Annotated in this window: 23 protein-coding genes; 19 read left to right on the top strand and 4 right to left on the bottom strand. The window is 64.2% G+C overall.

The window, feature by feature from the left end; genetic code table 11:
- Position 1 precedes the first annotated feature (1 nt).
- Genes rpsP through trmD form a run of 4 tightly spaced genes read left to right on the top strand, consistent with a single transcriptional unit; the run spans position 2 to position 2,064 of the window.
- On the top strand, positions 2-385 hold the full coding sequence (gene rpsP / locus NYQ83_RS14345) for a 30S ribosomal protein S16 (protein ID WP_128290684.1): 384 nt from the start codon (positions 2-4) through the stop codon (positions 383-385).
- Between the two features lie 33 nt (positions 386-418).
- The gene (gene rimM, locus NYQ83_RS14340; RefSeq protein ID WP_261215496.1) at positions 419-1,051 is read left to right on the top strand and encodes a ribosome maturation factor RimM; all 633 of its coding nucleotides are present in this window, start codon (positions 419-421) and stop codon (positions 1,049-1,051) included.
- The gene (locus NYQ83_RS14335; protein ID WP_261215495.1) at positions 1,048-1,347 is read left to right on the top strand and encodes a putative quinol monooxygenase; all 300 of its coding nucleotides are present in this window, start codon (positions 1,048-1,050) and stop codon (positions 1,345-1,347) included. The genes rimM and NYQ83_RS14335 overlap by 4 nt, the downstream gene beginning before the upstream one ends.
- 12 nt (positions 1,348-1,359) lie before the next feature.
- The gene (gene trmD / locus NYQ83_RS14330) at positions 1,360-2,064 is read left to right on the top strand and encodes a tRNA (guanosine(37)-N1)-methyltransferase TrmD (RefSeq protein WP_261215494.1); all 705 of its coding nucleotides are present in this window, start codon (positions 1,360-1,362) and stop codon (positions 2,062-2,064) included.
- Here the strand turns inward: trmD and NYQ83_RS14325 are convergent.
- Positions 2,046-2,795 carry a sulfite exporter TauE/SafE family protein gene (locus tag NYQ83_RS14325; protein WP_261215493.1) on the bottom strand — a complete coding sequence of 250 codons (750 nt, stop codon included), beginning with the start codon at positions 2,793-2,795 and terminating at the stop codon, positions 2,046-2,048. The genes trmD and NYQ83_RS14325 overlap by 19 nt on opposite strands.
- Positions 2,796-3,126: 331 nt before the next feature.
- Here NYQ83_RS14325 and rplS point away from each other — a divergent pair, with 331 nt between their 5' ends.
- From rplS to NYQ83_RS14295, 6 genes are all read left to right on the top strand, one after another.
- On the top strand, positions 3,127-3,591 hold the full coding sequence (gene rplS / locus NYQ83_RS14320; protein WP_128290689.1) for a 50S ribosomal protein L19: 465 nt from the start codon (positions 3,127-3,129) through the stop codon (positions 3,589-3,591).
- 266 nt (positions 3,592-3,857) lie between these two features.
- On the top strand, positions 3,858-5,210 hold the full coding sequence (locus NYQ83_RS14315) for a substrate-binding protein (protein WP_261215492.1): 1,353 nt from the start codon (positions 3,858-3,860) through the stop codon (positions 5,208-5,210).
- Positions 5,211-5,305: 95 nt separating this feature from the next.
- Positions 5,306-6,322, top strand: coding sequence for a branched-chain amino acid ABC transporter permease (locus NYQ83_RS14310; protein ID WP_261215491.1), 1,017 nt, complete (start codon positions 5,306-5,308; stop codon positions 6,320-6,322).
- A 107-nt stretch (positions 6,323-6,429) separates the two neighbouring features.
- A complete protein-coding gene (locus NYQ83_RS14305; RefSeq protein ID WP_409977023.1) occupies positions 6,430-7,563 on the top strand; it encodes a branched-chain amino acid ABC transporter permease in 1,134 nt (377 codons plus the stop codon).
- A gap of 11 nt (positions 7,564-7,574) precedes the next feature.
- A complete protein-coding gene (locus NYQ83_RS14300; RefSeq protein WP_261215489.1) occupies positions 7,575-8,333 on the top strand; it encodes an ABC transporter ATP-binding protein in 759 nt (252 codons plus the stop codon).
- A gap of 98 nt (positions 8,334-8,431) precedes the next feature.
- Complete coding sequence (locus NYQ83_RS14295) at positions 8,432-9,163, top strand: ABC transporter ATP-binding protein (RefSeq protein ID WP_128291767.1); 732 nt, start codon at positions 8,432-8,434, stop codon at positions 9,161-9,163.
- Between the two features lie 85 nt (positions 9,164-9,248).
- Here the strand turns inward: NYQ83_RS14295 and NYQ83_RS14290 are convergent, their stop codons facing one another.
- Positions 9,249-10,001, bottom strand: coding sequence for a phosphodiester glycosidase family protein (locus NYQ83_RS14290; RefSeq protein WP_261215488.1), 753 nt, complete (start codon positions 9,999-10,001; stop codon positions 9,249-9,251).
- Between the two features lie 171 nt (positions 10,002-10,172).
- Between NYQ83_RS14290 and NYQ83_RS14285 the strand changes: the two genes are divergently transcribed.
- Positions 10,173-10,331, top strand: coding sequence for a hypothetical protein (locus NYQ83_RS14285; RefSeq protein ID WP_164879522.1), 159 nt, complete (start codon positions 10,173-10,175; stop codon positions 10,329-10,331).
- 42 nt (positions 10,332-10,373) lie between these two features.
- Positions 10,374-11,780, top strand: coding sequence for a 3-isopropylmalate dehydratase large subunit (gene leuC / locus NYQ83_RS14280; protein WP_261215487.1), 1,407 nt, complete (start codon positions 10,374-10,376; stop codon positions 11,778-11,780).
- A gap of 145 nt (positions 11,781-11,925) precedes the next feature.
- On the opposite strand, the gene NYQ83_RS14275 is transcribed toward leuC, so the two are convergent.
- On the bottom strand, positions 11,926-12,198 hold the full coding sequence (locus tag NYQ83_RS14275; RefSeq protein ID WP_234630277.1) for a hypothetical protein: 273 nt from the start codon (positions 12,196-12,198) through the stop codon (positions 11,926-11,928).
- Between the two features lie 211 nt (positions 12,199-12,409).
- Positions 12,410-12,781, bottom strand: a complete 372-nt coding sequence (locus tag NYQ83_RS14270) for a hypothetical protein (protein WP_261215486.1) — start codon at positions 12,779-12,781, stop codon at positions 12,410-12,412.
- Positions 12,782-13,102: 321 nt separating this feature from the next.
- Between NYQ83_RS14270 and NYQ83_RS14265 the strand changes: the two genes are divergently transcribed.
- From NYQ83_RS14265 to NYQ83_RS14235, 7 genes are all read left to right on the top strand, one after another.
- Complete coding sequence (locus NYQ83_RS14265) at positions 13,103-13,357, top strand: hypothetical protein (RefSeq protein ID WP_261215485.1); 255 nt, start codon at positions 13,103-13,105, stop codon at positions 13,355-13,357.
- 24 nt (positions 13,358-13,381) lie between these two features.
- A complete protein-coding gene (locus NYQ83_RS14260; protein ID WP_261215484.1) occupies positions 13,382-13,780 on the top strand; it encodes a metallopeptidase family protein in 399 nt (132 codons plus the stop codon).
- A 98-nt stretch (positions 13,781-13,878) separates the two neighbouring features.
- On the top strand, positions 13,879-14,484 hold the full coding sequence (gene leuD / locus NYQ83_RS14255; protein ID WP_128290699.1) for a 3-isopropylmalate dehydratase small subunit: 606 nt from the start codon (positions 13,879-13,881) through the stop codon (positions 14,482-14,484).
- Positions 14,485-14,744: 260 nt separating this feature from the next.
- Positions 14,745-15,953, top strand: coding sequence for a lytic murein transglycosylase (locus tag NYQ83_RS14250; RefSeq protein WP_205649801.1), 1,209 nt, complete (start codon positions 14,745-14,747; stop codon positions 15,951-15,953).
- Positions 15,954-16,082: 129 nt separating this feature from the next.
- Positions 16,083-18,113, top strand: coding sequence for a sensor histidine kinase (locus tag NYQ83_RS14245; protein WP_261215480.1), 2,031 nt, complete (start codon positions 16,083-16,085; stop codon positions 18,111-18,113).
- 67 nt (positions 18,114-18,180) lie between these two features.
- The gene (leuB, locus tag NYQ83_RS14240; protein ID WP_128290701.1) at positions 18,181-19,305 is read left to right on the top strand and encodes a 3-isopropylmalate dehydrogenase; all 1,125 of its coding nucleotides are present in this window, start codon (positions 18,181-18,183) and stop codon (positions 19,303-19,305) included.
- Positions 19,306-19,482: 177 nt separating this feature from the next.
- Positions 19,483-20,730, top strand: a complete 1,248-nt coding sequence (locus NYQ83_RS14235) for a GNAT family N-acetyltransferase (protein WP_261215479.1) — start codon at positions 19,483-19,485, stop codon at positions 20,728-20,730.
- The last annotated feature ends 35 nt before the right edge of the window (positions 20,731-20,765 follow it).

Below are 20,765 nucleotides of genomic sequence, written 5' to 3'. Positions count from 1 at the left end.
AATGACTGTGAAACTGAGATTGTCCCGCGGCGGCAGCAAGAAGCGCCCGTTCTACCGGGTCGTGGCCGCTGACGAGCGCTCCCCGCGCGACGGCCGCTACATCGAGCGTGTCGGCACCTACAATCCGCTTCTGCCGAAGGATCATGCCGAACGCGTCGTGCTCAACACCGAGCGCGTCGAATACTGGCTGTCGCAGGGTGCCCAGCCGACCGATCGCGTGCTGCGCTTCCTCGACGCGGCCGGCCTTGCCAAGCGTCCGGCGCGCAACAACCCGAAGAAGGCCGAGCTCGGCGCCAAGGCCAAGGAGCGCCTCGAGCTGCGCCGCCAGGCCGAAGAAGAGGCGAAGGCTGCCGCCGAGGCGCCGGCCGAGGAAGCGGCGGAGTAATCCGCCGCTTTGCCGGTGCGGCAGGACAGGCCGATGGCGGTTTCGCAAGATCGTGCGGCGGGAGACCGCCTCATCGTCGCAAAGATCGGCCGGGCGCATGGCGTCAGAGGCGAGGTGAGGGTGAAGGCCTTCACCGCCGATCCCCTGGCGCTCGCCGATTATTCGCCGCTTTTTGCGTCGGACGGGCGGAGCTTTTCCGTCAAAGAGCTGCGTGCCGACAAGGGTGACATGGTCGTCGCCCGCTTCAAGGGCGTGTCGGACCGCAATGCGGCCGAGGCGCTCAACGGCACGATGCTCTTCGTCGCGCGCGCGGCGCTGCCCGCGCCTGACGAAGACGAGTTCTATCACGCCGATCTCATCGGCCTTGCGGCCGAGGCGCCCGACGGTTCCCCGCTCGGGCGGGTCGTCGCCGTGCACGATTTCGGTGGCGGCGATATCCTCGAGGTGAAGCCCGAGCGGGGCGAGAGCCTGCTCGTCTCCTTCACGCGCGAGGTGGTTCCCTCCATCGATCTTGCCGGCGGGCGCATCGTCGTCGACCTGCCTGCCGAGATCGAAGTGCGGGAAGACGATGCGGCGCGCGAAGATGCGCGAGAAGACGACGCGCAGGACGAAGCCCCGCAGACAGAGAACGCAGGCGAAAGCCCGGCGGAAGAGGACAGGGCATGATCATCGTTGCCGGCGAATTTCGCATTCCCGAGGACCAGCGCGACGCCTTTCTGCCGGCGGCGCAGAAGGTGATGGCCGCGACGCGGCAGGAGGCGGGCTGCCTCCTCTACACCTTCGCCTTCGATCTCGACGTGGCGGGGCTCGTGCGCGTCTTCGAGAAATGGGAAAGCCGCGAGGCGCTCGCGGCGCATTTCAAGACTGAACATATGGCCGAGTGGCGCCAGGCGCTGTCGGCGATCGGTGTCTCCGGGCGAAGCGTCAAAGCCTATGCCGCCGATGACGGCGAGCCGGTCTAGGACCGGTCCGGAATGAGCTTCAAGGCGAGCGTTCTGACGCTCTTTCCCGAAATGTTTCCGGGGCCGCTCGGCATCTCGCTGGCCGGGCGGGCGCTCGAGGCCGGCCGTTTCGCGCTCGAGGCGCGGCAGATCCGCGAGCACGGCATCGGCACGCACCGCATGGTCGACGACACGCCGGCCGGCGGCGGGCCGGGCATGGTGATGCGCGCCGACGTGATGGCGGCGGCGATCGATGCGGCAGCGCCCGAAGGCGATCCGCGCCCGCGCCTTCTGATGAGCCCGCGCGGGCGTCCCCTGACACAGAGAATGGTGAAGGATTGGGCCCAAGGCCCCGGCCTCGTCATCGTCTGCGGGCGGTTCGAGGGGATCGACGAGCGCGTCATCGAGGCGCGGGGCCTCGAAGAGGTGTCGATCGGCGATTTCGTCCTCTCGGGCGGCGAGATTGCAGCACTTGCTCTTCTCGACGCCGTCGTGCGGCTTCTGCCGGGCGTCATGGGCAAGGCGGAATCAGCTTCCGAAGAGAGTTTTGAAAACGGGCTTCTGGAATATCCGCAATATACGCGGCCGCAGGAATTCGAGGGGCGCGAGATCCCGGAGGTTCTGACCTCGGGCCATCACGGCAAGGTCGCCGAATGGCGGCGCGCGGAGGCGCTCAGGCTGACGCGCGAAAGACGGCCGGATCTCCTGGAGACACCCGCTCAGCCCGTCACGAAATAATAGACGGTGAGGACGAGGCCGACCGCGATGACGAAGCCGCGGACATAGGTCTGCGGGAATTTCCGTGCCGCGGCGACGCCGAGATAGCCGCCGAGCGCGACGGCGACGAGCATCACCGAGCCGGCCTTCCAATCGACGATGCCGCCCTGGACGAAGACGGCGATGGCGATGATGGCGATCACCACCGACAAAAGCGTCTTGATGGCATTGATGCGGTGAAAATCGTCGCCCTCGGTGAGGCCGAGCGAGGCGAGCATCATGATGCCCATGCCGGCGCCGAAGAAGCCGCCATAGATCGCCACGACGAACTGGATCAGCCAGGCGAGCCAGGGCGGGGAATGGAGATCGCGCGCCCGCAAGGTGCGTGTGACGCGGGGACCGGCGGCAAAGAGCGAGGTGGCGGCGATCAAAAGCCAGGGCACCATGGCGCGAAATTGCGGATTGTCGAGCGCCAGAAGTACCAGGGCGCCGATCAGCCCGCCGAAGATGGAGACGATGAGGTACGGGAACGCTGCGCGGCCGATCTTCCGCAATTCGCGCCGATAGGCGAGCGTCGAGGTCACATAACCCGGGAACTGGGTGATGGAGGTCGTGGCGTTTGCAGTGATCGGCGGGACGCCGACGAGGGTGAGCGCGCCGAAGGCGATGAAGGTTCCGCCACCGGCAACGGCGTTGATGGCACCGGAGACGAAACCGGCGAGGACGAGCAGAAGAATGTCGAGAAGAGACATGGCGCAGGTTTCGTCGTGACGAATTGAGGCGTTTCGGAGCGGTGGATGGCCGTTTGTGGGCGGCGCACGTCGTAAACCTGTCTCCGCCGGGGCGCAAAAGGCAAGTCCGCCATTGTGACGAGAGATGAAAGGTGTCATCGGGGGTGGGTCGGAGCCGCAGAGTCTCGCTGCAGCGTCGTTTTTGCATGCCGGGGGCGTCGACATGAGGCCAGAGAGCGTGTATATGGCCGCCAACTTCCGATCCGATGTGCGAAACAAAGCCGCGCAACGGTCGTTTCGTCGTGAAACGACACGTCGAGACAAACCAGCGCGCGACGAAGAGGTTTGAGAAATGAACGCGATCCAAGAGATCGAGCAGGCGGAGATGGCGGCGATCGTCGATCGGCGTGTCATTCCGGAGTTCGAGGCGGGCGACACGGTCCGCGTACATGTGCGTGTGACGGACGGCAACCGCACCCGTCTGCAGGCCTATGAGGGCGTGGTTATCGCGCGCTCCGGCGGCGGTCTTCACGAGAGCTTCACGGTGCGGAAGATCTCGTACGGCGAGGGCGTTGAGCGCGTCTTCCCGGTCTATTCTCCGCTGATCGAAAAGCTCGAAGTTGTGCGGCGCGGCAAGGTGCGGCGCGCGAAGCTTTATTATCTGCGCGGCCGTCGCGGCAAGTCGGCACGTATCGCCGAAGATGCGCGCGTGCGCGCCAAGCGCTTGAACGACGAGGCGCGAGAAATCGCAGCCGCCGAGCGCGCAGCCGTCAAGGAAGCCAAGGAAGCGGCCAAGGCAGAAAACGCCGAAGCCTGAGCTTCAGCTTTTATTCCGGTCCGTTTTATCGGGCCGCGACATTCAAAGGCGCCCCGCGGGGCGCCTTTTTATTTGCGCGATCGAACGTCTGTCCTTCAGAAAATTTTGCGGCAGTGCAACCGAGCCTTGTCGGAACGGCGCGGACCATCGAAAGTAGTATTGCGATGGGTGCATGGGACCTATACCGAAACGCATGGCGAACCAGCGTCGCCCGAATGCGGTCCGCCGCCAACGAATTGAAAAATATACTGGAGGAATGAACGCTCATGAGCACTAACGATAGGACGAGTCTGTCTCGCCGCAGCCTCCTCAAGGCCTCCGCTGCCGGCGCGACCGTACTCGCGGCCCCGCATTTCTTCATCAAGGGTGCGTACGCGGCCGAATACTGCAACATGCCGACGGGCGACACAGTCACGCTCGGTTTCAACGTGCCGCAGACCGGCCCTTACGCCGATGAAGGCCTCGATGAACTCAAGGCCTTTAAGCTCGCCGTCAAGCATCTGAACGGTGAAGGCGACGGCGGCGCGCTCAACACGTTCAAGCCGTCGAACCTCAAGGGCAACGGCATTCTCGGCAAGAAGGTCGCCTATGTATCGGGCGACACGCAGACGAAGTCGGATGCCGCCCGCGCGTCTGCCAAGCGCATGATCGAAAAGGACGGCGCCTTGATGATCTCCGGCGGTTCCTCGTCGGGCGTCGCGGTGGCGGTGCAGTCGTTGTGCCAGGAAACCGGCGTGATCTTCATGTCCGGCCTCACGCATTCCAACGACACGACCGGCAAGGACAAGCGCCGTTACGGCTTCCGCCACTTCTTCAACGCCTATATGTCCGGCCAGGCGCTCGGCCCGATCCTCGCCCAGGAATACGGCAAGGACCGCAAGGCCTATCACCTGACCGCCGATTACACCTGGGGCTGGACGCAGGAAGAATCGATCAAGGACGCCACCGAGAAGCTCGGCTGGGAGACGGTGCAGACCGTGCGCACGCCGCTCGGTGCCGGCGATTTCTCGCAGTATCTGACGCCGGTCCTGAATTCCGGCGCCGACGTGTTGATCCTCAACCATTACGGCTCCGACATGGTGAACTCGCTGCGCCAGGCGGTGCAGTTCGGCATGCGCGAGAAGCAGGTGAACGGCAAAGACTTCCAGATCGTCGTGCCGCTCTATTCCGAGCTGATGGCGATGGGTGCCGGCGAGGCGGTGAAGGGCATTCTCGGCACCGCCAACTGGAACTGGCAGCTCGACAACGACGGTACCAAGGCCTTCGCCAAGTCGTTCGGCCAGGAATACGGCCAGCCGCCGTCGCAGGCGGCGCAGACCTGCTACGCCCAGACGATCCTCTACGCCAATGCCTGCGAGACGGCGGGCGAGTTCACGCCGCCGGCGGTGATCAAGGCGCTGGAAGGCTTCGAATTCGAGGGCCTCGGCAACGGCAAGACGCTCTATCGCGCCGAAGACCACCAGTGCTTCAAGCCGGTGCTCGTCGTGAAGGGCAAGGAAAACCCCTCCAACCAGTTCGACATCCTGGAAGTCGTCGAAGTGGTGTCGACCGAACAGGTGACCTACGACCCGTCGATCTTCGGCGGCGAGCTCGGCCCCTACGAGGTCAAGGGCTGCTAAGGCCCAAGCAACCGGTGCCGACCGCCTGCGTGCGGTCGGCTTCCTCCCCCCGTTGATGCCTGATCGACCCGCTTTGCGAGCGGGTTGGAGGGGATATGGACGCGCTTATTCTTCAAATTTTGAACGGTCTCGACAAAGGCGCCGCCTATGCGCTCATCGCGCTCGGCCTGACGCTCGTCTTCGGGACGCTCGGTGTCGTCAACTTCGCCCATGGGGCGCTTTTCATGCTCGGCGCTTTCTGCGCCGTGACCATGCAGAAGCTTCTGACCCTGTCGACGCGGGTTCGCGACGAGAGCATCACCTTCTTCGAAGCCTATAAGGAAGTCCCGTATCTGGAGAGCTGGCTCGGCGATACGGGGCGGATCATCATCGATTATTCGGTGCCGCTTTCGATCCTCCTGACGATCCCCGTGATGATGCTCGTCGGCGTCGTCATGGAGCGCGGCCTCATCCGGCATTTCTACAAGCGCAGCCATGCCGAGCAGATCCTCGTCACCTTCGGTCTCGCGATCGTGCTCCAGGAGATCATCAAGGCGATCTTCGGCGCCAATCCGGTGCCCGTGCCGGCACCGGCCGCCGTTGCCGGCTCCGCTTCGATCGGTGAATGGTTCGGCCTCGGCCCGGCGATCTCCTATCCCTGGTGGCGCCTCGTCTATCTCGGCTTCTCTCTCGTCATTCTCGCCGCCGTCTTCGCCTTCCTGCAGCTCACCACCTTCGGCATGACGGTTCGGGCGGGCATGCGCGACCGCGAGACGGTCGGGCTTCTCGGCATCGACATCGAAAAGCGCTTCATCATCGTGTTTGCGCTGGCGGCGATCGTCGCAGGCCTCGCCGGTGCGATGTACGCGCCGATTCTCGCGCCCAACTACCATCTCGGCATGGACTTTCTGGTGATCTCCTTCGTCGTCGTCGTGGTCGGCGGCATGGGATCGCTCGGCGGCGCGGTCGCGGCAGGCTTCCTTCTCGGCATCCTGCAATCCTTCGCCTCCATGACGGAGGTGAAATCGATCCTGCCGGGCATCGATCAGATCATCATCTATCTCGTCGCCGTCGTGATCCTCTTGGTGCGCCCGCGCGGTTTGATGGGCCGCTCCGGGATCATGGAGACCTAAGCATGGTCAAAAAAGTCATCCAAAAAATCCGCAAGGCCGCGATTTCCGATCCGGATTTCGAAGTCTCCACCCGGCAATTGCCGCCGCGGGGGCCCGAAACGAAGCCGATGACGCCGGTCGACAAGGACTGGATCGCCATCGTCGCCTTCACGATCATCATCCTTGCCATGCCCTGGTGGCTGCAGCCGCTCGGCGCCGCCTATCCGGACCTCATGCAGAAGTTCGCGATCTACGGCATCTTCGCGCTCGGCTTCAATCTGCTCTTCGGCCTGACGGGCTACCTCTCCTTCGGGCATGCCGCCTTTCTCGGCGTCGGCTCCTATGCGGCGGTGTGGTCGTTCAAGCTCTTCACCATGAACATCATCCCGGCGGTCCTCTTCGCGATGCTGATCGCCGGTGTGCTCGCCGTCGTCATTGGCTTCATCAGTCTCAGACGGTCGGGCATCTACTTCTCGATCCTGACGCTGGCGCTTGCCCAGATGTGCTACAATCTCGCCTATTCGGTCCTGACGCCGATCACCAATGGCGAGACCGGCCTGCGCGTCTTGCGCGACGATCCGCGCTATCTCGACGCCGCCTTCGGGGCCGAGCACCAGGGCGTGCTTCTCGGCACGCTCTTCGGCGAGCGGATGGTCGGCTATCCGGGCTTCTATCTGTGCGCGGTGCTTCTCATCATCGCCTTCTACATCGCGCTTCGGATCATGCGCTCGCCCTACGGCATGATGCTGCGGGCCATCAAATCGAACCAGAACCGCATGATCTATACGGGCTTCAACCCGCGTCCCTACATGCTGACGATCTTCATCATCTCCGGCATGTATGCGGGGCTTGCCGGCGCGCTCCTTGCCATCACCGATCCGCTGGCCGGGGCGGAACGCATGCAGTGGACGGCCTCGGGCGAGGTCGTGCTGATGACCATTCTCGGCGGTGCCGGCACCATTTCCGGACCGATCCTCGGAGCGGCCATCATCAAATATTTCGAGAACATCTTCTCGGCCCTGAACGACAGTGCGCTCGCCTCCGCCTTCTCGTTTCTGCCGCACAGCGTCCAGGAATTCGTCGTCACTATTCTGAGCCCCTTCGTCGGCGAGGGATGGCATCTGACGCTCGGCCTCCTCTTCATGGTGATCGTCATCTTCCTGCCCGGCGGCATCATGGAAGGCATCCGGCGGACCTACCGCTTCCTGCGGGGGCATGACCGCCGATCCAAGGCGCAGACCGATCTGCAGGCTGCAGAGTGAAAGGCTGACAGATGACCAACGCAGTCCTGCAAGTGTCGGAAGTGCAAAAGAGCTTTGGGGGCCTTCGCGCCCTCACCGACATCGAGCTCCAGGTGGAACAGGGCAAAACCCACGCCATCATCGGGCCGAACGGTGCCGGCAAATCGACGCTTCTCAATGTGTGCATCGGGCGGCTGCCGCCCGATTCCGGCACCGTCACCTTCGATGGGCATCTCATCACCGGGCGGCCGCCCTATGAGATCAACCAGCTCGGCGTGGCGCGCGTTTTTCAGACGCCGGAGATCTTTCCCGATCTCTCGCTTCTGCAGAACGTCATGGTGCCGGCCTTCGCCAAGCGCGACGGAACGTTCCGCATGAGCGCGCTCTCCTCGCTCGAAAAGGAGACGGATCTGCGCGAGGAGGCGGAGAAGCTTCTGGAGGATGTCGGGCTTCTGCAGTTCTACGCCAAGCTCGCCTCCAGCCTGTCGCGCGGCGACAAGCGACGGCTCGAACTCGCCATGTGCCTCATCCAGCATCCGAAGCTTCTGCTTCTCGACGAGCCGACGGCGGGCATGTCGCGGCACGACACCAACCGTACCATCGATCTTCTCAAGCAGATCAAGGAGCGCGGCATGACCAAGGTGATCATCGAGCACGACATGCATGTCGTGTTCTCGCTCGCCGACCGTATCTCGGTTCTGGCGCAGGGCAAGATCATCGCCGAGGGAACGCCCGACGAAGTGCGCGGCAGCCCGCGCGTGCAGGAAGCCTATCTGGGAGGAGCGCATTGATGAACGCCATGATGACCGGGACAAGCGAGGCGACCCCGATCGATCCCAAGGCGTCGACGGCTGCGAACCCGCAGGCGCCGGGCACCGCCCAGACGAAGATGATCGAGAGAACCGGCTACGAAGAAGGTGCCTTCTTCTCCTGCCGCGATCTGCATGCCTATTACGGCGAGAGCTATATCGTGCAGGGCGTCAGCTTCTCCATCCAGGAGAGGGAAGTGCTCGCCCTTCTCGGGCGCAACGGTGCCGGCAAGACCTCGACCTTGCGCACCATCGCGCGCGCCAGCAATCCGGAACTCAGGCAGGGCGAGATCTGGCTCAAGGATCAGGCGCTGCACAAGATGGTCGATTATCAGGCGGCGCGGGCCGGCGTCGTTCTGGTGCCGGAGGACCGGCGCATCATTCCGGGGCTGACGGTGGAGGAAAACCTCGTCCTCGCCCGCATCGAAGAGCCGCGCGGCTGGGAAATCGAAGAGGTCTACGAGCGTTTTCCGCGGCTTGCCGAGCGGCGCAACCAGGAAGCCACGACGATGTCGGGCGGCGAACAGCAGATGCTGGCGGTCGCCCGCGCGCTGGTGCGCGATCTGAAGCTTCTGCTCCTCGACGAGCCCTATGAGGGGCTCGCGCCTGTCATCGTGCGGGAGATCGAAAAGATCGTCGCCGAGATCAAGGAGATCGGCATCACCACGGTGATCGTGGAACAGAACGCCGTCGCCGCCTTGCAGCTCGCCGACCGGGCGATGATCCTCGACATGGGCGAGGTCGTCTATGAGGGGACGGCGAAGGAAGTCCTCGAGAACGAGGATCTCAGGCACGAATATCTGGCTGTGTGATCGGCCCGGCGATCCGGGCGGCCGCGGGGTGTGTCACCGGCGGCCGCTTATTTCCCGCTATTCCTGCCGTCTATTTTTCGACCGTCTACTTCTCTGCCGTCACGGCGATGATCGGGCCGAGCGGGAAGAAACCGTCGGCGCGGCGCAGCTCGGGAGCGTAGAGGCTCGATATCGAGCCGTCGAGAAACAGCGCGTTGTCGCAGCCGATCCGGTCCTTGAAGAAGCCTGAAAACTCCCAGAACGTCACCGGGCCTTCCGAGACCGCGAAAACGATCTCGCCCTTTTTGGTGACGCAGACGCCGTTTCTTTTCTTGGCGCTGTCGCTGTCCTTCAGGAAGCGCGGATGGCGCTTGCCGTCGATCAAGAGCATCGGGCCGGACTGGGTGGCAAAATCCGCCGGCGGCTTGCGGCGCAGATAGGCCTCTGTCTCCAGAACCCCCGCTTTGCCGCCGCCGATCCAGAAGATGCCGTTCGGCAGCATGTGGAAATTGCCGGGGCCCTTGTTGGTGTTGGCGCTCTTCACCGTGCGGCCGCCTTCGACATAAAGGCCGACCGGCGAGAAATCCTCGTGGTACATGCCGCCGTTCATGGCGAAGACGAGACGCTTTCCCTCGCTTTCGAGCGCCGATTTCAGCGCCCGGAACGAGCCATAGGGCTTGCCCGTCGCGTCGTTGAGATAAAGGCGGACGTCGTCGGTTGCGGGATCGAAGCGGCAGACGGCATAGGAGCGTTCGCCGTCGCGCGTCACCTCGCAATTCTGGCCGGCGGCAAAGGCCGGGCCGAGAAGGGCGGAGGGAATGGTGAGGCCCGCAAGAAGCAGGGAAAGAAATCTGCGCATTCCTCCGGTTAGCCCGGACCGGCGGCGAAGTCATCCCGGCGCGTTGCGAAGAAGGGCCGGCACGAGGCGAAGGGCGGTCTGCCCCTCACGCGCAAGGCCATGAGCGAACTTACGCAATTGTGCGGGATGAAAGAATTGAGAGGAGCGGGCCAAGTTGCTATATGCAGCGCCATGTCGTCGAACGAAACGCCCAAGGCCGGATCGCGCGGAGCGATCGGGGCCATCTTCCATTCCACGCACGCTTTTGCGGCGATCGACGACCATGCGCGTCTGCCCTGGCGGTTTTTTGCGCGTCTCTTCGCCTCCGACGGATCGCTTACGAGCGCCTGACGGCGCCCTTTCCCCTTTTTGCGATCACAACCGAGTAGACCCATGAAACCGAGAACGCTTTACGACAAAATCTGGGACGACCATCTGGTCGACCGCCAACCCGACGGCACCTGCCTCCTCTATATCGACCGTCATCTCGTGCACGAAGTGACGAGCCCGCAGGCCTTCGAGGGCCTCAGGATCGCCGGGCGCAAGGTGCATGCGCCGGACAAGACGCTCGCCGTCGTCGATCACAACGTGCCGACGACCGACCGCTCGAAAGGCATCGACGATCCGGAATCGGCGTTGCAGGTCGACACGCTCGCCACGAACGCCGCCGATTTCGGCATCGAATATTACAATGAACTCGATATGCGGCAGGGTATCGTCCACATCATCGGGCCGGAGCAGGGCTTCACGCTGCCCGGCATGACGATCGTGTGCGGCGACAGCCACACCTCGACGCATGGCGCCTTCGGCGCGCTCGCGCACGGCATCGGCACGTCCGAAGTGGAACATGTGCTCGCCACGCAGACGCTCATTCAGTCGAAGGCGAAGAACATGCGCGTCACCGTCGACGGCAAGCTGCCGGACGGCGTGACGGCGAAGGACATCATCCTTGCGATCATCGGCGAGATCGGCACGGCCGGCGGCACCGGCCATGTCATCGAATATGCCGGCGAGGCGATCCGCTCGCTGTCGATGGAAGGCCGCATGACGGTGTGCAACATGTCGATCGAGGGCGGTGCCCGCGCCGGCATGATCGCCCCCGACGAGATCACTTATGCCTATATCGCCGACCGGCCGCGGGCCCCGAAGGGCACGGCCTGGGACATGGCGAAGGCCTATTGGGAGAGCCTGCCCTCCGACGAGGGGGCGCATTTCGACCGGGAAGTCCGGCTCGACGCGGCCAATCTGCCGCCGATCGTGACCTGGGGTTCATCGCCCGAAGATGTCATCTCGGTTCTCGGCGCGGTGCCGAACCCGGACGACATCGCCGATGAGAACAAGCGCGCCTCGAAGTGGCGGGCGCTCAAATATATGGGGCTGACGCCGGGCACGAAGATGACCGACATCACGCTCGACCGCGTCTTCATCGGCTCGTGCACCAATGGCCGCATAGAGGATCTCAGGGCTGCCGCCAAGGTCGCGGAAGGCCGCAAGGTCGCCGAGAGCGTCAATGCCATGGTGGTGCCGGGATCGGGCCTCGTGAAGGCGCAGGCGGAAGCGGAAGGTCTCGACAAGATCTTCATCGCGGCGGGCTTCGAATGGCGCGAGCCGGGCTGCTCCATGTGCCTTGCCATGAATGCCGACAAGCTCGCCCCGGAAGAGCGCTGCGCCTCCACCTCGAACCGCAATTTCGAGGGGCGCCAGGGTTTCAAGGGCCGCACGCATCTCGTGTCGCCGGCCATGGCGGCCGCGGCGGCGATCGCCGGGCGCTTCGTCGATGTGCGCGATTGGGGCCACTGAATCTCGGGCCACTGAATTAGGGGCCGCTGAGAACTGCTCACCCTGAACTCTCAGGGATTTGAATACGGAAAGGGCCGTCCCTCGGGCGGCCCTTTTTCGTTGGGAATTTTTCGGTTCGCTGCGATTTTCGGGTGGTGCGCCGCGTTCAGCGATGCACGATTTTGTTGAAGCGGCTGGTGCGGCCGCCGGCCGTCTCGTTCTGAACGAGCAGCGCCAGGTTGCCGCCCTCGAAGGTTTCGAACCAGGTCTCCCAGGTGATCGGCTCCAGCCCCTCTTCAGGTTCGCCGAAATCGATCCGGAGCACGCCGACGCCGTCGCCCTCTGTGGCCGTTGCCGACACCATCGCGGGTTTGCCGCCGCGCTCTTCGACCCACTTCTTGATGTCTTCGTGGCGGGTCAATTTGTGCGCTTCGCTCATCGCTGTCTCCTCTGGGTTTGCTGAGGAAACAGGTGTGGTTGGGTCCGGTTCCCCGGGAATTGGGGGTGTCCCGCAGAAGCAGACGGGTGGGCGGTCCTCTCCGGGTGAGCGACTTTTCGCAAGCGCTCACGCAAAAACAGGCGGGGCCGCGGCCCCGCCTGTCATCACCCGCAAATTGCGGGAAGGCTCTTAAAGCTCTGCCGAAGAGAGCTTAGTTGTTGGTGCCTTCGGTCCCCGGAGCATACGGCTCCAGCGGACGGTCACGGCTTTCCTCGCTGGCCATGTTCGAGTCCGAAGACGCCGAATCCATCGACCCCGAGTACATCGTCTTGTCGTCGTCACAGGACACGTAGACCTCGCGGTCGTTGTCCATCATCGTGTAGTAATTGCCGGTCTCGCAGGTCTCCGGGCGCTCGCCAGAGGTCTCACCCGGGCCATAGATGCGGGCTTCCTGCTCGGTCTCGGTGTTGACGATCACCTTGTTGTCCTGGGCGTCCTTGCGCAGGATCATTTCAGCGTTGGCGGCGCTCACGCCCACCATCATGGCGGTCATGGAAACGGCGGTCAGCTTGGCGATATTCATGGAGTAGCTCCTTAATCGTTTGCCTCTCGTTGCGGGTTCCCGCCCGATCGATCGCATGAGGGATCAGACGGCACGGGAGAGGCGATGTTGGCGTTGCCTCGCCGAAACAACGTGGAGACCTGGAGAGGGTTCGCTGAAAAAAATGTGATCGGTGAGACGGCTAAGTGGTTGGAACTCAAGGACGAAACGTCTGTTCGCGCGCGCCTTGCGCGAGCGCATTGGATAGAGTGAGGGGCTTTCGGGCGCCGAGGGACTTTGAGTTCATCGCAAGCGGGGGAGGGGCTGAAATGTTATCGTGTGCCGGAAAGTTGGAGGTGATCGGTGAGTGAGGATCGCGAGGCGAGAAGAAGCCGCGAGGCGCGCGAGGCGCTCGAACGCGTGCACCGCGACAGCGAGGCTGTCGGCACGTCGTCGTTCGCCCGCGCCGCCGGCCGCGCGAAGGACCATCTGGCGGGCGCCGACGCGCCGGCGAACGACCGCGTCGAAGTGTGGGGCCGCCGCGTCGGGCGCGGGCTCTCGATCGTCTTCGTGATGTGGCTTTTATGGTATCTCGTCAGCACCTATCTGACGCGCTGACGTCCACTTCGCCGGTGCCGCGCCATGTCCGCCTTTTCATCGATCCCCGACCTTGAAGAGTTCGAGCGCATCGCGCTTGCCGCCTACGACGGATTGCCGGAGGAGTTCCGGGCGCTGACGGGCGACATCCAGATCCGCGTCGCCGAGCGCGCCGACCGGGAATCGCTCGCCGCCGTCGGGCTGACGCATCCCCTCGAACTTCTCGGCCTCTTCGAAGGTATCGGCCTCGCACATGCGCCGGCCACGCCCTATTCCGGGCTGATGCCGAACCGGGTGTGGCTCTACCGTCAGGCGATCCTCGCCTATTGGCAGGATCACGACGAGCGGCTCGACGACATCATCGCCCATGTTCTCGTCCACGAGATCGGCCATCATTTCGGCCTCTCCGACGACGATATGGAAGAGATCGAGGCGGCTGATTGAGGCCGGCCCGCAAGGGCGCAGCCAAGATCGGACCCGTAATATCTTGACCGGAACGCGCCTGCGAAGCATTGAAGGGGACTTCGAAAAGGAACCTGCGAATGGAAAAGTTCACGACCCTCACTGGCGTCGCCGCGCCGATGCCGATCATCAATATCGACACCGACATGATCATTCCGAAGCAGTTTCTGAAGACGATCAAGCGGACCGGGCTCGGCGCGTCGCTCTTCTACGAGATGCGCTTCAACGACGACGGCTCGGAAAACGAGGATTTCGTCCTCAACAAGCCGGCCTATCGCAACGCCAAGATTCTGGTTGCGGGCGACAATTTCGGCTGTGGCTCGTCGCGCGAGCATGCGCCCTGGGCGCTCAAGGATTTCGGCATCACCTGCGTGATCTCCACCTCCTTCGCCGACATTTTCTACAACAATTGCTTCAAGAACGGCATTCTGCCGATCATCGTCTCGCCGGACGATCTCGAGAAGCTTCTCGACGACGCCTCGCGCGGCGCCAATGCGACCTTGACCGTGGATCTGGAAAAGCAGGAAGTGCGCGGCCCGGACGGCGGCAAGATCGAGTTCGAAATCGACGCCTTCCGCAAGCATTGCCTGCTCAACGGCCTCGACGATATCGGCCTGACGCTGGAGAAATCGGAAAAGATCTCCGGTTTCGAAGGCCAGATGACGGAAGACCGTCCCTGGGTCTGACGCGCCGCTGATGTGCTGATGATGTGTTTGGGGGCGTCCGTGGGATGCCCCTGAGACGTCTGTGGAGGGGCGGCGCTCTCGGCGCCGCCGCGAGGGCGCCCGTTTCTCTCAAGTTGCCGTGATAACGACGATTTCACCGGCAATTTTGATTTCGTTAACCATTTTCAAACTGCGGTGAGCGAGGCTCCCGGGACGTGCACGCGGATTCTCATCCGCGCTGAGACCGCGTACAATTTTTCTGCGACCACTGAGGAGTGCAGATGCGGACCGCAATCCCCGGCCTGGCTGCGCGCGCTCTTGTCGGAGCGACGCTCGCTTTCGGTCTTTCCTTCGCCCCGATGCCCGCATCGGCCGCGAGCTTTTCTTCCTGCGTTCAGAGCCTGAAGCAGGCGGCGGTTGCCGCCGGCGTCAGCCCGCGGCTTGCCGCACGGGCGCTCGACGGCGCCCGCGTCGACGACGAGGTGTTGCGCAAATCGCGGGCGCAACCGGAATTCAAGACGCCAATCTGGGATTATCTCGGCTTCCTTGTCGACGAGGAGCGCATCGCCGACGGCAAGACGATGATGCGGCGCTATGATCGGGTGCTGCGCGCGGCGGAGGAACGCTACGGCGTCAACCGCTATGTCATTGCCGCGATCTGGGGTGTGGAGAGCAATTTCGGCCAGGATGCGGGGGACGATTTCCTGCCGCATGCGCTCGCCAATGTCGCCTGCTACGGCAGCCGGACAAAATTCTTCCGCGGCGAGTTGATCTCCGCCTTGAAGCTCGTGCAGCGCGGCGATCTCGATCTCGACGAGCTCTACGGGTCGTGGGCCGGCGCCTTCGGGCAGACGCAGTTCATTCCTTCGACCTATGAGCGGCTCGCTGTCGATTTCGACGGCGACGGTCGGCGCGACCTCGTGAAATCGGTGCCCGATGCTCTGGGCTCGACGGCGAATTACCTGCGCCGTGCCGGCTGGCGTCCGGGCGAGGCCTACATGATCGAGGTGAAGGTGCCGGCGAGCTATAAGGGGCCGACGGGCCGCAGCCGCAAGGCGTCCCTGTCGACCTGGGCGAAACGCGGCGTGGTACGTGCCGATGGCGCGCATCTTTCGGGCGGCAGCCAGGCGGGCCTGCTTCTGCCGTCGGGGCCGCGCGGGCCGGGCTTTCTCGTCTTCCGCAACTTCGATGCGATCTATTCCTACAACCAGGCGGAATCCTACGCGCTCGCCATCTCCCATCTCGCCGACCGCATGGCCGGCTATCCGGGCCTGCGCACGGCCTGGCCGACGGACGATCCGCCCCTGTCGCGTGCCGAGCGCTTCGAGTTGCAGCGGCTTCTTCTTGCGCAGGGCTATGATGTCGGCGAGGTCGACGGGAAGGTCGGGCCGATGACGCGCGATGCGATCAAGAAGGCGGAGCAGCGTTTCGGTATGGAGCCGACCGGGCGGCCGGGCGGCAAGATCTACCGCAAGCTCGGAGGGCGCTGAGGGCGTTTTACGCTCTCTGGCCCAAGCGCCTTCTCCTGATGAGGTCGGGCAGTTACCGTCAGGTGACCTCCGGAATTGTCACTGCGCCTCTTCGATGCTAGGCGGATAGCCCGGCCAAGGGGAGAGGCCATGGTTTCCATCCGCAGTGTTCTGGCGCTGTCGCTTGCGGGGCTGCAGTTTGTTGCAGTCGTCGCCGTCCTCTTTCTTTCCTACGTCACCTCCGAGCGGGTTCTGCTGCAGCATGCGCGCGATCTCATGGGCGATGTCGCGCGCAGCACCATCAACCATACGGTCGCTTTTCTCGCCCCTGCGGAGGCGGCCGCCGACCTGTCGCAGCGGCTTGCGCGCCAGGAGGTCGTCAGCAGCGAAAACGAAGGCGCGATGGAGCGCTACTTTTTCGAGCAGCTGCGATCGCACAGCCAGTTCGCCGGCATCTTCTACGGCAACACCAACGGCGATTTCGTCTTTGTGAACCGCGATGCGAGCGTCGCGGGCGCGCCGTTTCGCATCAAGACCATCGCCAACCGTGCGCAGCGCCGCGACGTGGAGCTCTATTGGCGCGACGGAGATTATACCGTCGCCGCCCATCGCAGCGATCCGGCCGACGGTTACGATCCGCGCACGCGGCCCTGGTACGGCCGGGCGGTGGAGGCCGGCGGGGTCACCTGGACCGATCCCTATATCTTCTTTTCCTCGCAGGAACCCGGCATCACGGTCGCCACTCCGGTGACGGGCACGCGCGGCGAACTCCAGGGTGTCGTCGGCATCGACATCGAGATCTCGGCCTTATCGACCTTTCTTGCCGATCTCGAAATCGGCGAACATGGCAGCGCCTTCATCCTTAGCGACAGCGGCGACGTGATCGCCCATCCGGAGCCTGCAAAGATCAAGACGCGTGGCACGGCGGGCGACACTTTGCGCTTCACCCGCATCGACGAGCTCGACGACCCGCTGGCGCAGGCGGCCGCGGCCTCGTTCAACACCTCGCAGACGGCAAGCGATGCACCGAACGAACGCGCGGCGAGCTTCACCTTCGGCGGGGAGACCTATCATGCCGTCGCCTCGTCTCTGCCGGGCACGCGCTGGCCGTGGACGGTCATCACCTATGTGCCGGAGAACGACTTTCTCGGGGCGATCAAGGACAATCGCCGCAACGGCGTCCTGCTTGCGGCGCTGGTTGCTGCGGTGACGGCGATGATCGGTCTTGCCATCGCCCGCTCCATCACGCGGCCCGTCGGCGCGCTGGCGGGGCAGGCCGACCGGATCAGCGGCGGCGACATTTCGCCGATGCCGCCGTTGCGCACGCATTATCGCGAGTTGCAGCGGACGGGATACGCCTTCGGGCGCATGACGGAATGGCTGAACCGGCGCAATGCGGAAAACCTCGCTCTGACCGATGAACTGCGCGCGGCCTCGCGCGAGCTCGAGGCGCGGGTGGAGGAACGCACGCGGGAGCTCAATCACGCCAATGCGCAATTGCGCGAGGAGGCGGAGCTCAGGGCGCAGCAGGCGGAGAAGCTGGAGCGGGCGAACACGCAGGCGGAGCTTCTGACGCGGGAGCTCAATCACCGGGTCAAGAACGTCTTCGCCGTCGTCTCCGCCGTTCTGTCGCTCGGAGCCCGCTCCGCGCGTTCGGTGGAGGATCTCGCGAGCACGACGCGCCGCCGCATCGACGCGCTGTCGAAGGCGCATTCGGCGACGCAGGGGCATCCGGGCCGCGCCGGCAGCATCGCAGATCTCACGCGCCTCGCCGAACTCGTCCTGGCGCCTTATGCGGGCGACGGGGAGGGCCGGATCGACGTCTCGGGCGTCCGGGTGCGGTTGGGCGGCGAAGTCGCCACCGCGCTCGGCCTCATCCTCCACGAACTCGCCACCAATGCCGCCAAATACGGCGCGCTCAGCGCGGAGGCCGGGCGTGTCGAGTTGAGCTGGACGCTCGACGAGGATGGGCCAAAAGTGCTGCACCTCGTCTGGCGGGAAACCGGCGGGCCGGTGCCGCAGAAGCCGGCGGAGGACAAGCGCGGCTTCGGCACCAAGATGGTGGAACAGATCATCGCCCAGTATCATGCGACCTATCACATCGACTGGCGCACCGAGGGTGTGGTGGTGACGCTCAACATGGTCCTTCCCGCCGAGGAGCCGGCAGATGACGTTGCGTGAGCCGGCATGGCTTGCGCCGCGGCCGGTGAGCGGCTAGCTGACAGACCTCATCACGACGGATCTTCAAATGACGCACAAGCTCCTGCTTCTCGCCGGTGACGGCATCGGCCCGGAAATCATGGCCGAGGTGAAAGCTCTCATCGATTGGATGAACGCCGAAGGCATCGGCTCTTTCGAATGCGAGGATGGCCTGGTGGGCGGTGCAGCCTACGACGCCGAAGGCGTAGCGGTCAGCGACGCCACCATGGAGAAGGCGCTCGCCAGCGACGCGGTTCTCTTCGGCGCGGTCGGCGGGCCGAAATGGGACGGGGTGCCCTACGAGGTGCGCCCGGAAGCGGGGCTTCTTCGCCTGCGCAAGGATCTCGGCCTCTTCGCCAATCTGCGCCCGGCCATCTGCTATCCGGCGCTCGCCGATGCTTCCTCGCTGAAGCGCGACGTGGTGGAGGGCCTCGACGTCCTCATCGTGCGCGAGCTTACCGGCGGCGTCTATTTCGGCGAGCCGAAAGAGATCAAGGATCTCGGCAACGGCCAGAAGCGGGCGATCGATACGCAGATCTACGATACCTACGAGATCGAGCGCATCGTCCGCGTCGCCTGCGACCTCGCCCGCACGCGGCAGAAGCGCGTCACCTCGATGGAAAAGCGCAACGTCATGAAGTCCGGCCTGTTGTGGAACGAGGTCGCGACCCGGATCGCCGGCGAATATCCGGATATCACCTTGGATCATGTGCTCGCCGATGCCGGCGGCATGCAGCTCGTGCGCTGGCCGAAGCAGTTCGACGTGATCGTCACCGACAATCTTTTCGGCGATATGCTGTCGGATGTCGCTGCCATGCTGACCGGCTCGCTCGGGATGCTGCCGTCGGCTTCGCTCGGCGCGCCCGATCAGGCGACCGGGCGGCGCAAGGCCATGTACGAGCCGGTGCACGGCTCCGCCCCGGACATCGCCGGCACCGAGGTCGCCAATCCGATCGCCATGTTCGCATCCTTCGGCATGGCGCTTCGGTATTCCTTCGGCATGATCAGCGAGGCCGACAAGCTCGATCAGGCGATCGCCGACGTGCTCGACGAAGGGCTCCGTACGCGGGATATCCTGCCGCGCGGCGGCGGCAACGGGCTGACCGAGGTCGGCACCAAGGGTATGGGCCAGGCGATCCGCGAGCGGTTCCTGAAGCTGATGCACGGCGCCTGAGCGACGATCCTTCGCCAGACGTCTTTTTGAGTTACCCTTGAGTTAACTGCAATCGGACGGGGAAATTGCATAAAATTTTCCCCTCCGACAATGTGAGGTTGCGCGCTTCAGGGGGGATTCGATGGCGGGTGAAGACAGACGTTGTTGCGGGGGGGCTTGCCCGCGAGGTTGCGTGGCATGAGCAGCGCCAATGCTTCGCCACGCACATCATCCGCCGATATGGCCGCCCCTCAAAGCATGCAGGTGTCTTCCGAGAGAAATGCTTCTTCTGCCGTGGAGGTGGTGGGCGACGTCCGCCAGGCGGTGACGGCGGAATTCCGCCGCGACTGGCGGAAATTGGCCGCCGAGGCCGGGACGCCCAACGCCTTTGCGGAGCCTTTTTTCGTCGAAGCGGCGCTTCAGCGCCTGGTGCGGCCGGGCAAGGTCAAGCTCGTCGCGTTTGCCGACGATCATGGGCTCATCGGTCTTCTGCCCCTGACCGTTTCGCCGCCGATCCCGGGCATCGGCCGTGTGGCCAATCGCTTTATGCACATTCACGATTTCGACGGCACGCCGCTGGTGCGCCGTGGCAGCGAAGCCTTGTTTCGCGCGAAACTCGGGGCCTGGCTGAAGCGTGAAGGGATCGCCTTTCTGCGTTTTCGCGATGTGGAGGAGGCGAGCCCCGCCATCGATGGGCTTCTCGACGGAGAGGACGAGACGCTTCGAGGGGCCGTCGTCGCCCGGCTGGTGCGCGCGGCTCGCCATCTCGGAGACGGGTCCTGCGGGCTGGAGGCTCTGCAATCGGGCAAGAAACGGCGCGGTATGCAGCGGCGCAAACGTCGGCTCGAGGAACTCGGAGAGCTTGCCTTCGTCGATTTGAGCGCGCAGCCGCCTTCCTCCTGGGCGGACGATTTCCTGAGGCTCGAAGCGAGCGGCTGGAAGGGAGAGATGGGAACGGCGATCGCCTGCCGTCCGCAGGAGCGCGCCTTCTTCGACAAGATGGTGGACGCGGGAAGCGCCAACGGCAACCTGATCGTCCACGCCCTGGAGCTCGACGGGCGGCGCATTTCGATGACGCTTTATCTGCGGGCCGGCGAGACTGCCTGGGGCTTCAAGAAAGCCTATGCCGGCGATCTCGCGCGATGTTCTCCGGGTTTCGTCCTGGAGGCCGAGAGCGTCGCGGCCCTTCAGGCGCAGGGCGATGTCGCCTTTGTCGACACGTGCAGCATCGATACCTCGACCCTCGTTCCGGGACTGTGGCCGCAACATCGGGCGATGGCCGACATCGTCGTTGCCGTCGGCCCCGCGCGCAAATGGCTGAAAACGGCGGTGTGGCTGGAGAAGACGTATCGGGCGAGGCGGCGCGATCTGCGCAGCCTTTATGTGCGGCTGAAACGTCTGCCCGCGCAGGCGCGCCGGGACCGGCCGGCTGCGACACACAATTGACATTGTGCGCACCTGCGATAAAACCTCCGCCACCA

Origin of the sequence: Afifella sp. JA880 (assembly GCF_025379905.1) — a bacterium.
GTDB lineage: Bacteria > Pseudomonadota > Alphaproteobacteria > Rhizobiales > Afifellaceae > Afifella > Afifella aestuarii.
This window is presented reverse-complemented; position numbering and strand designations above follow the sequence as displayed.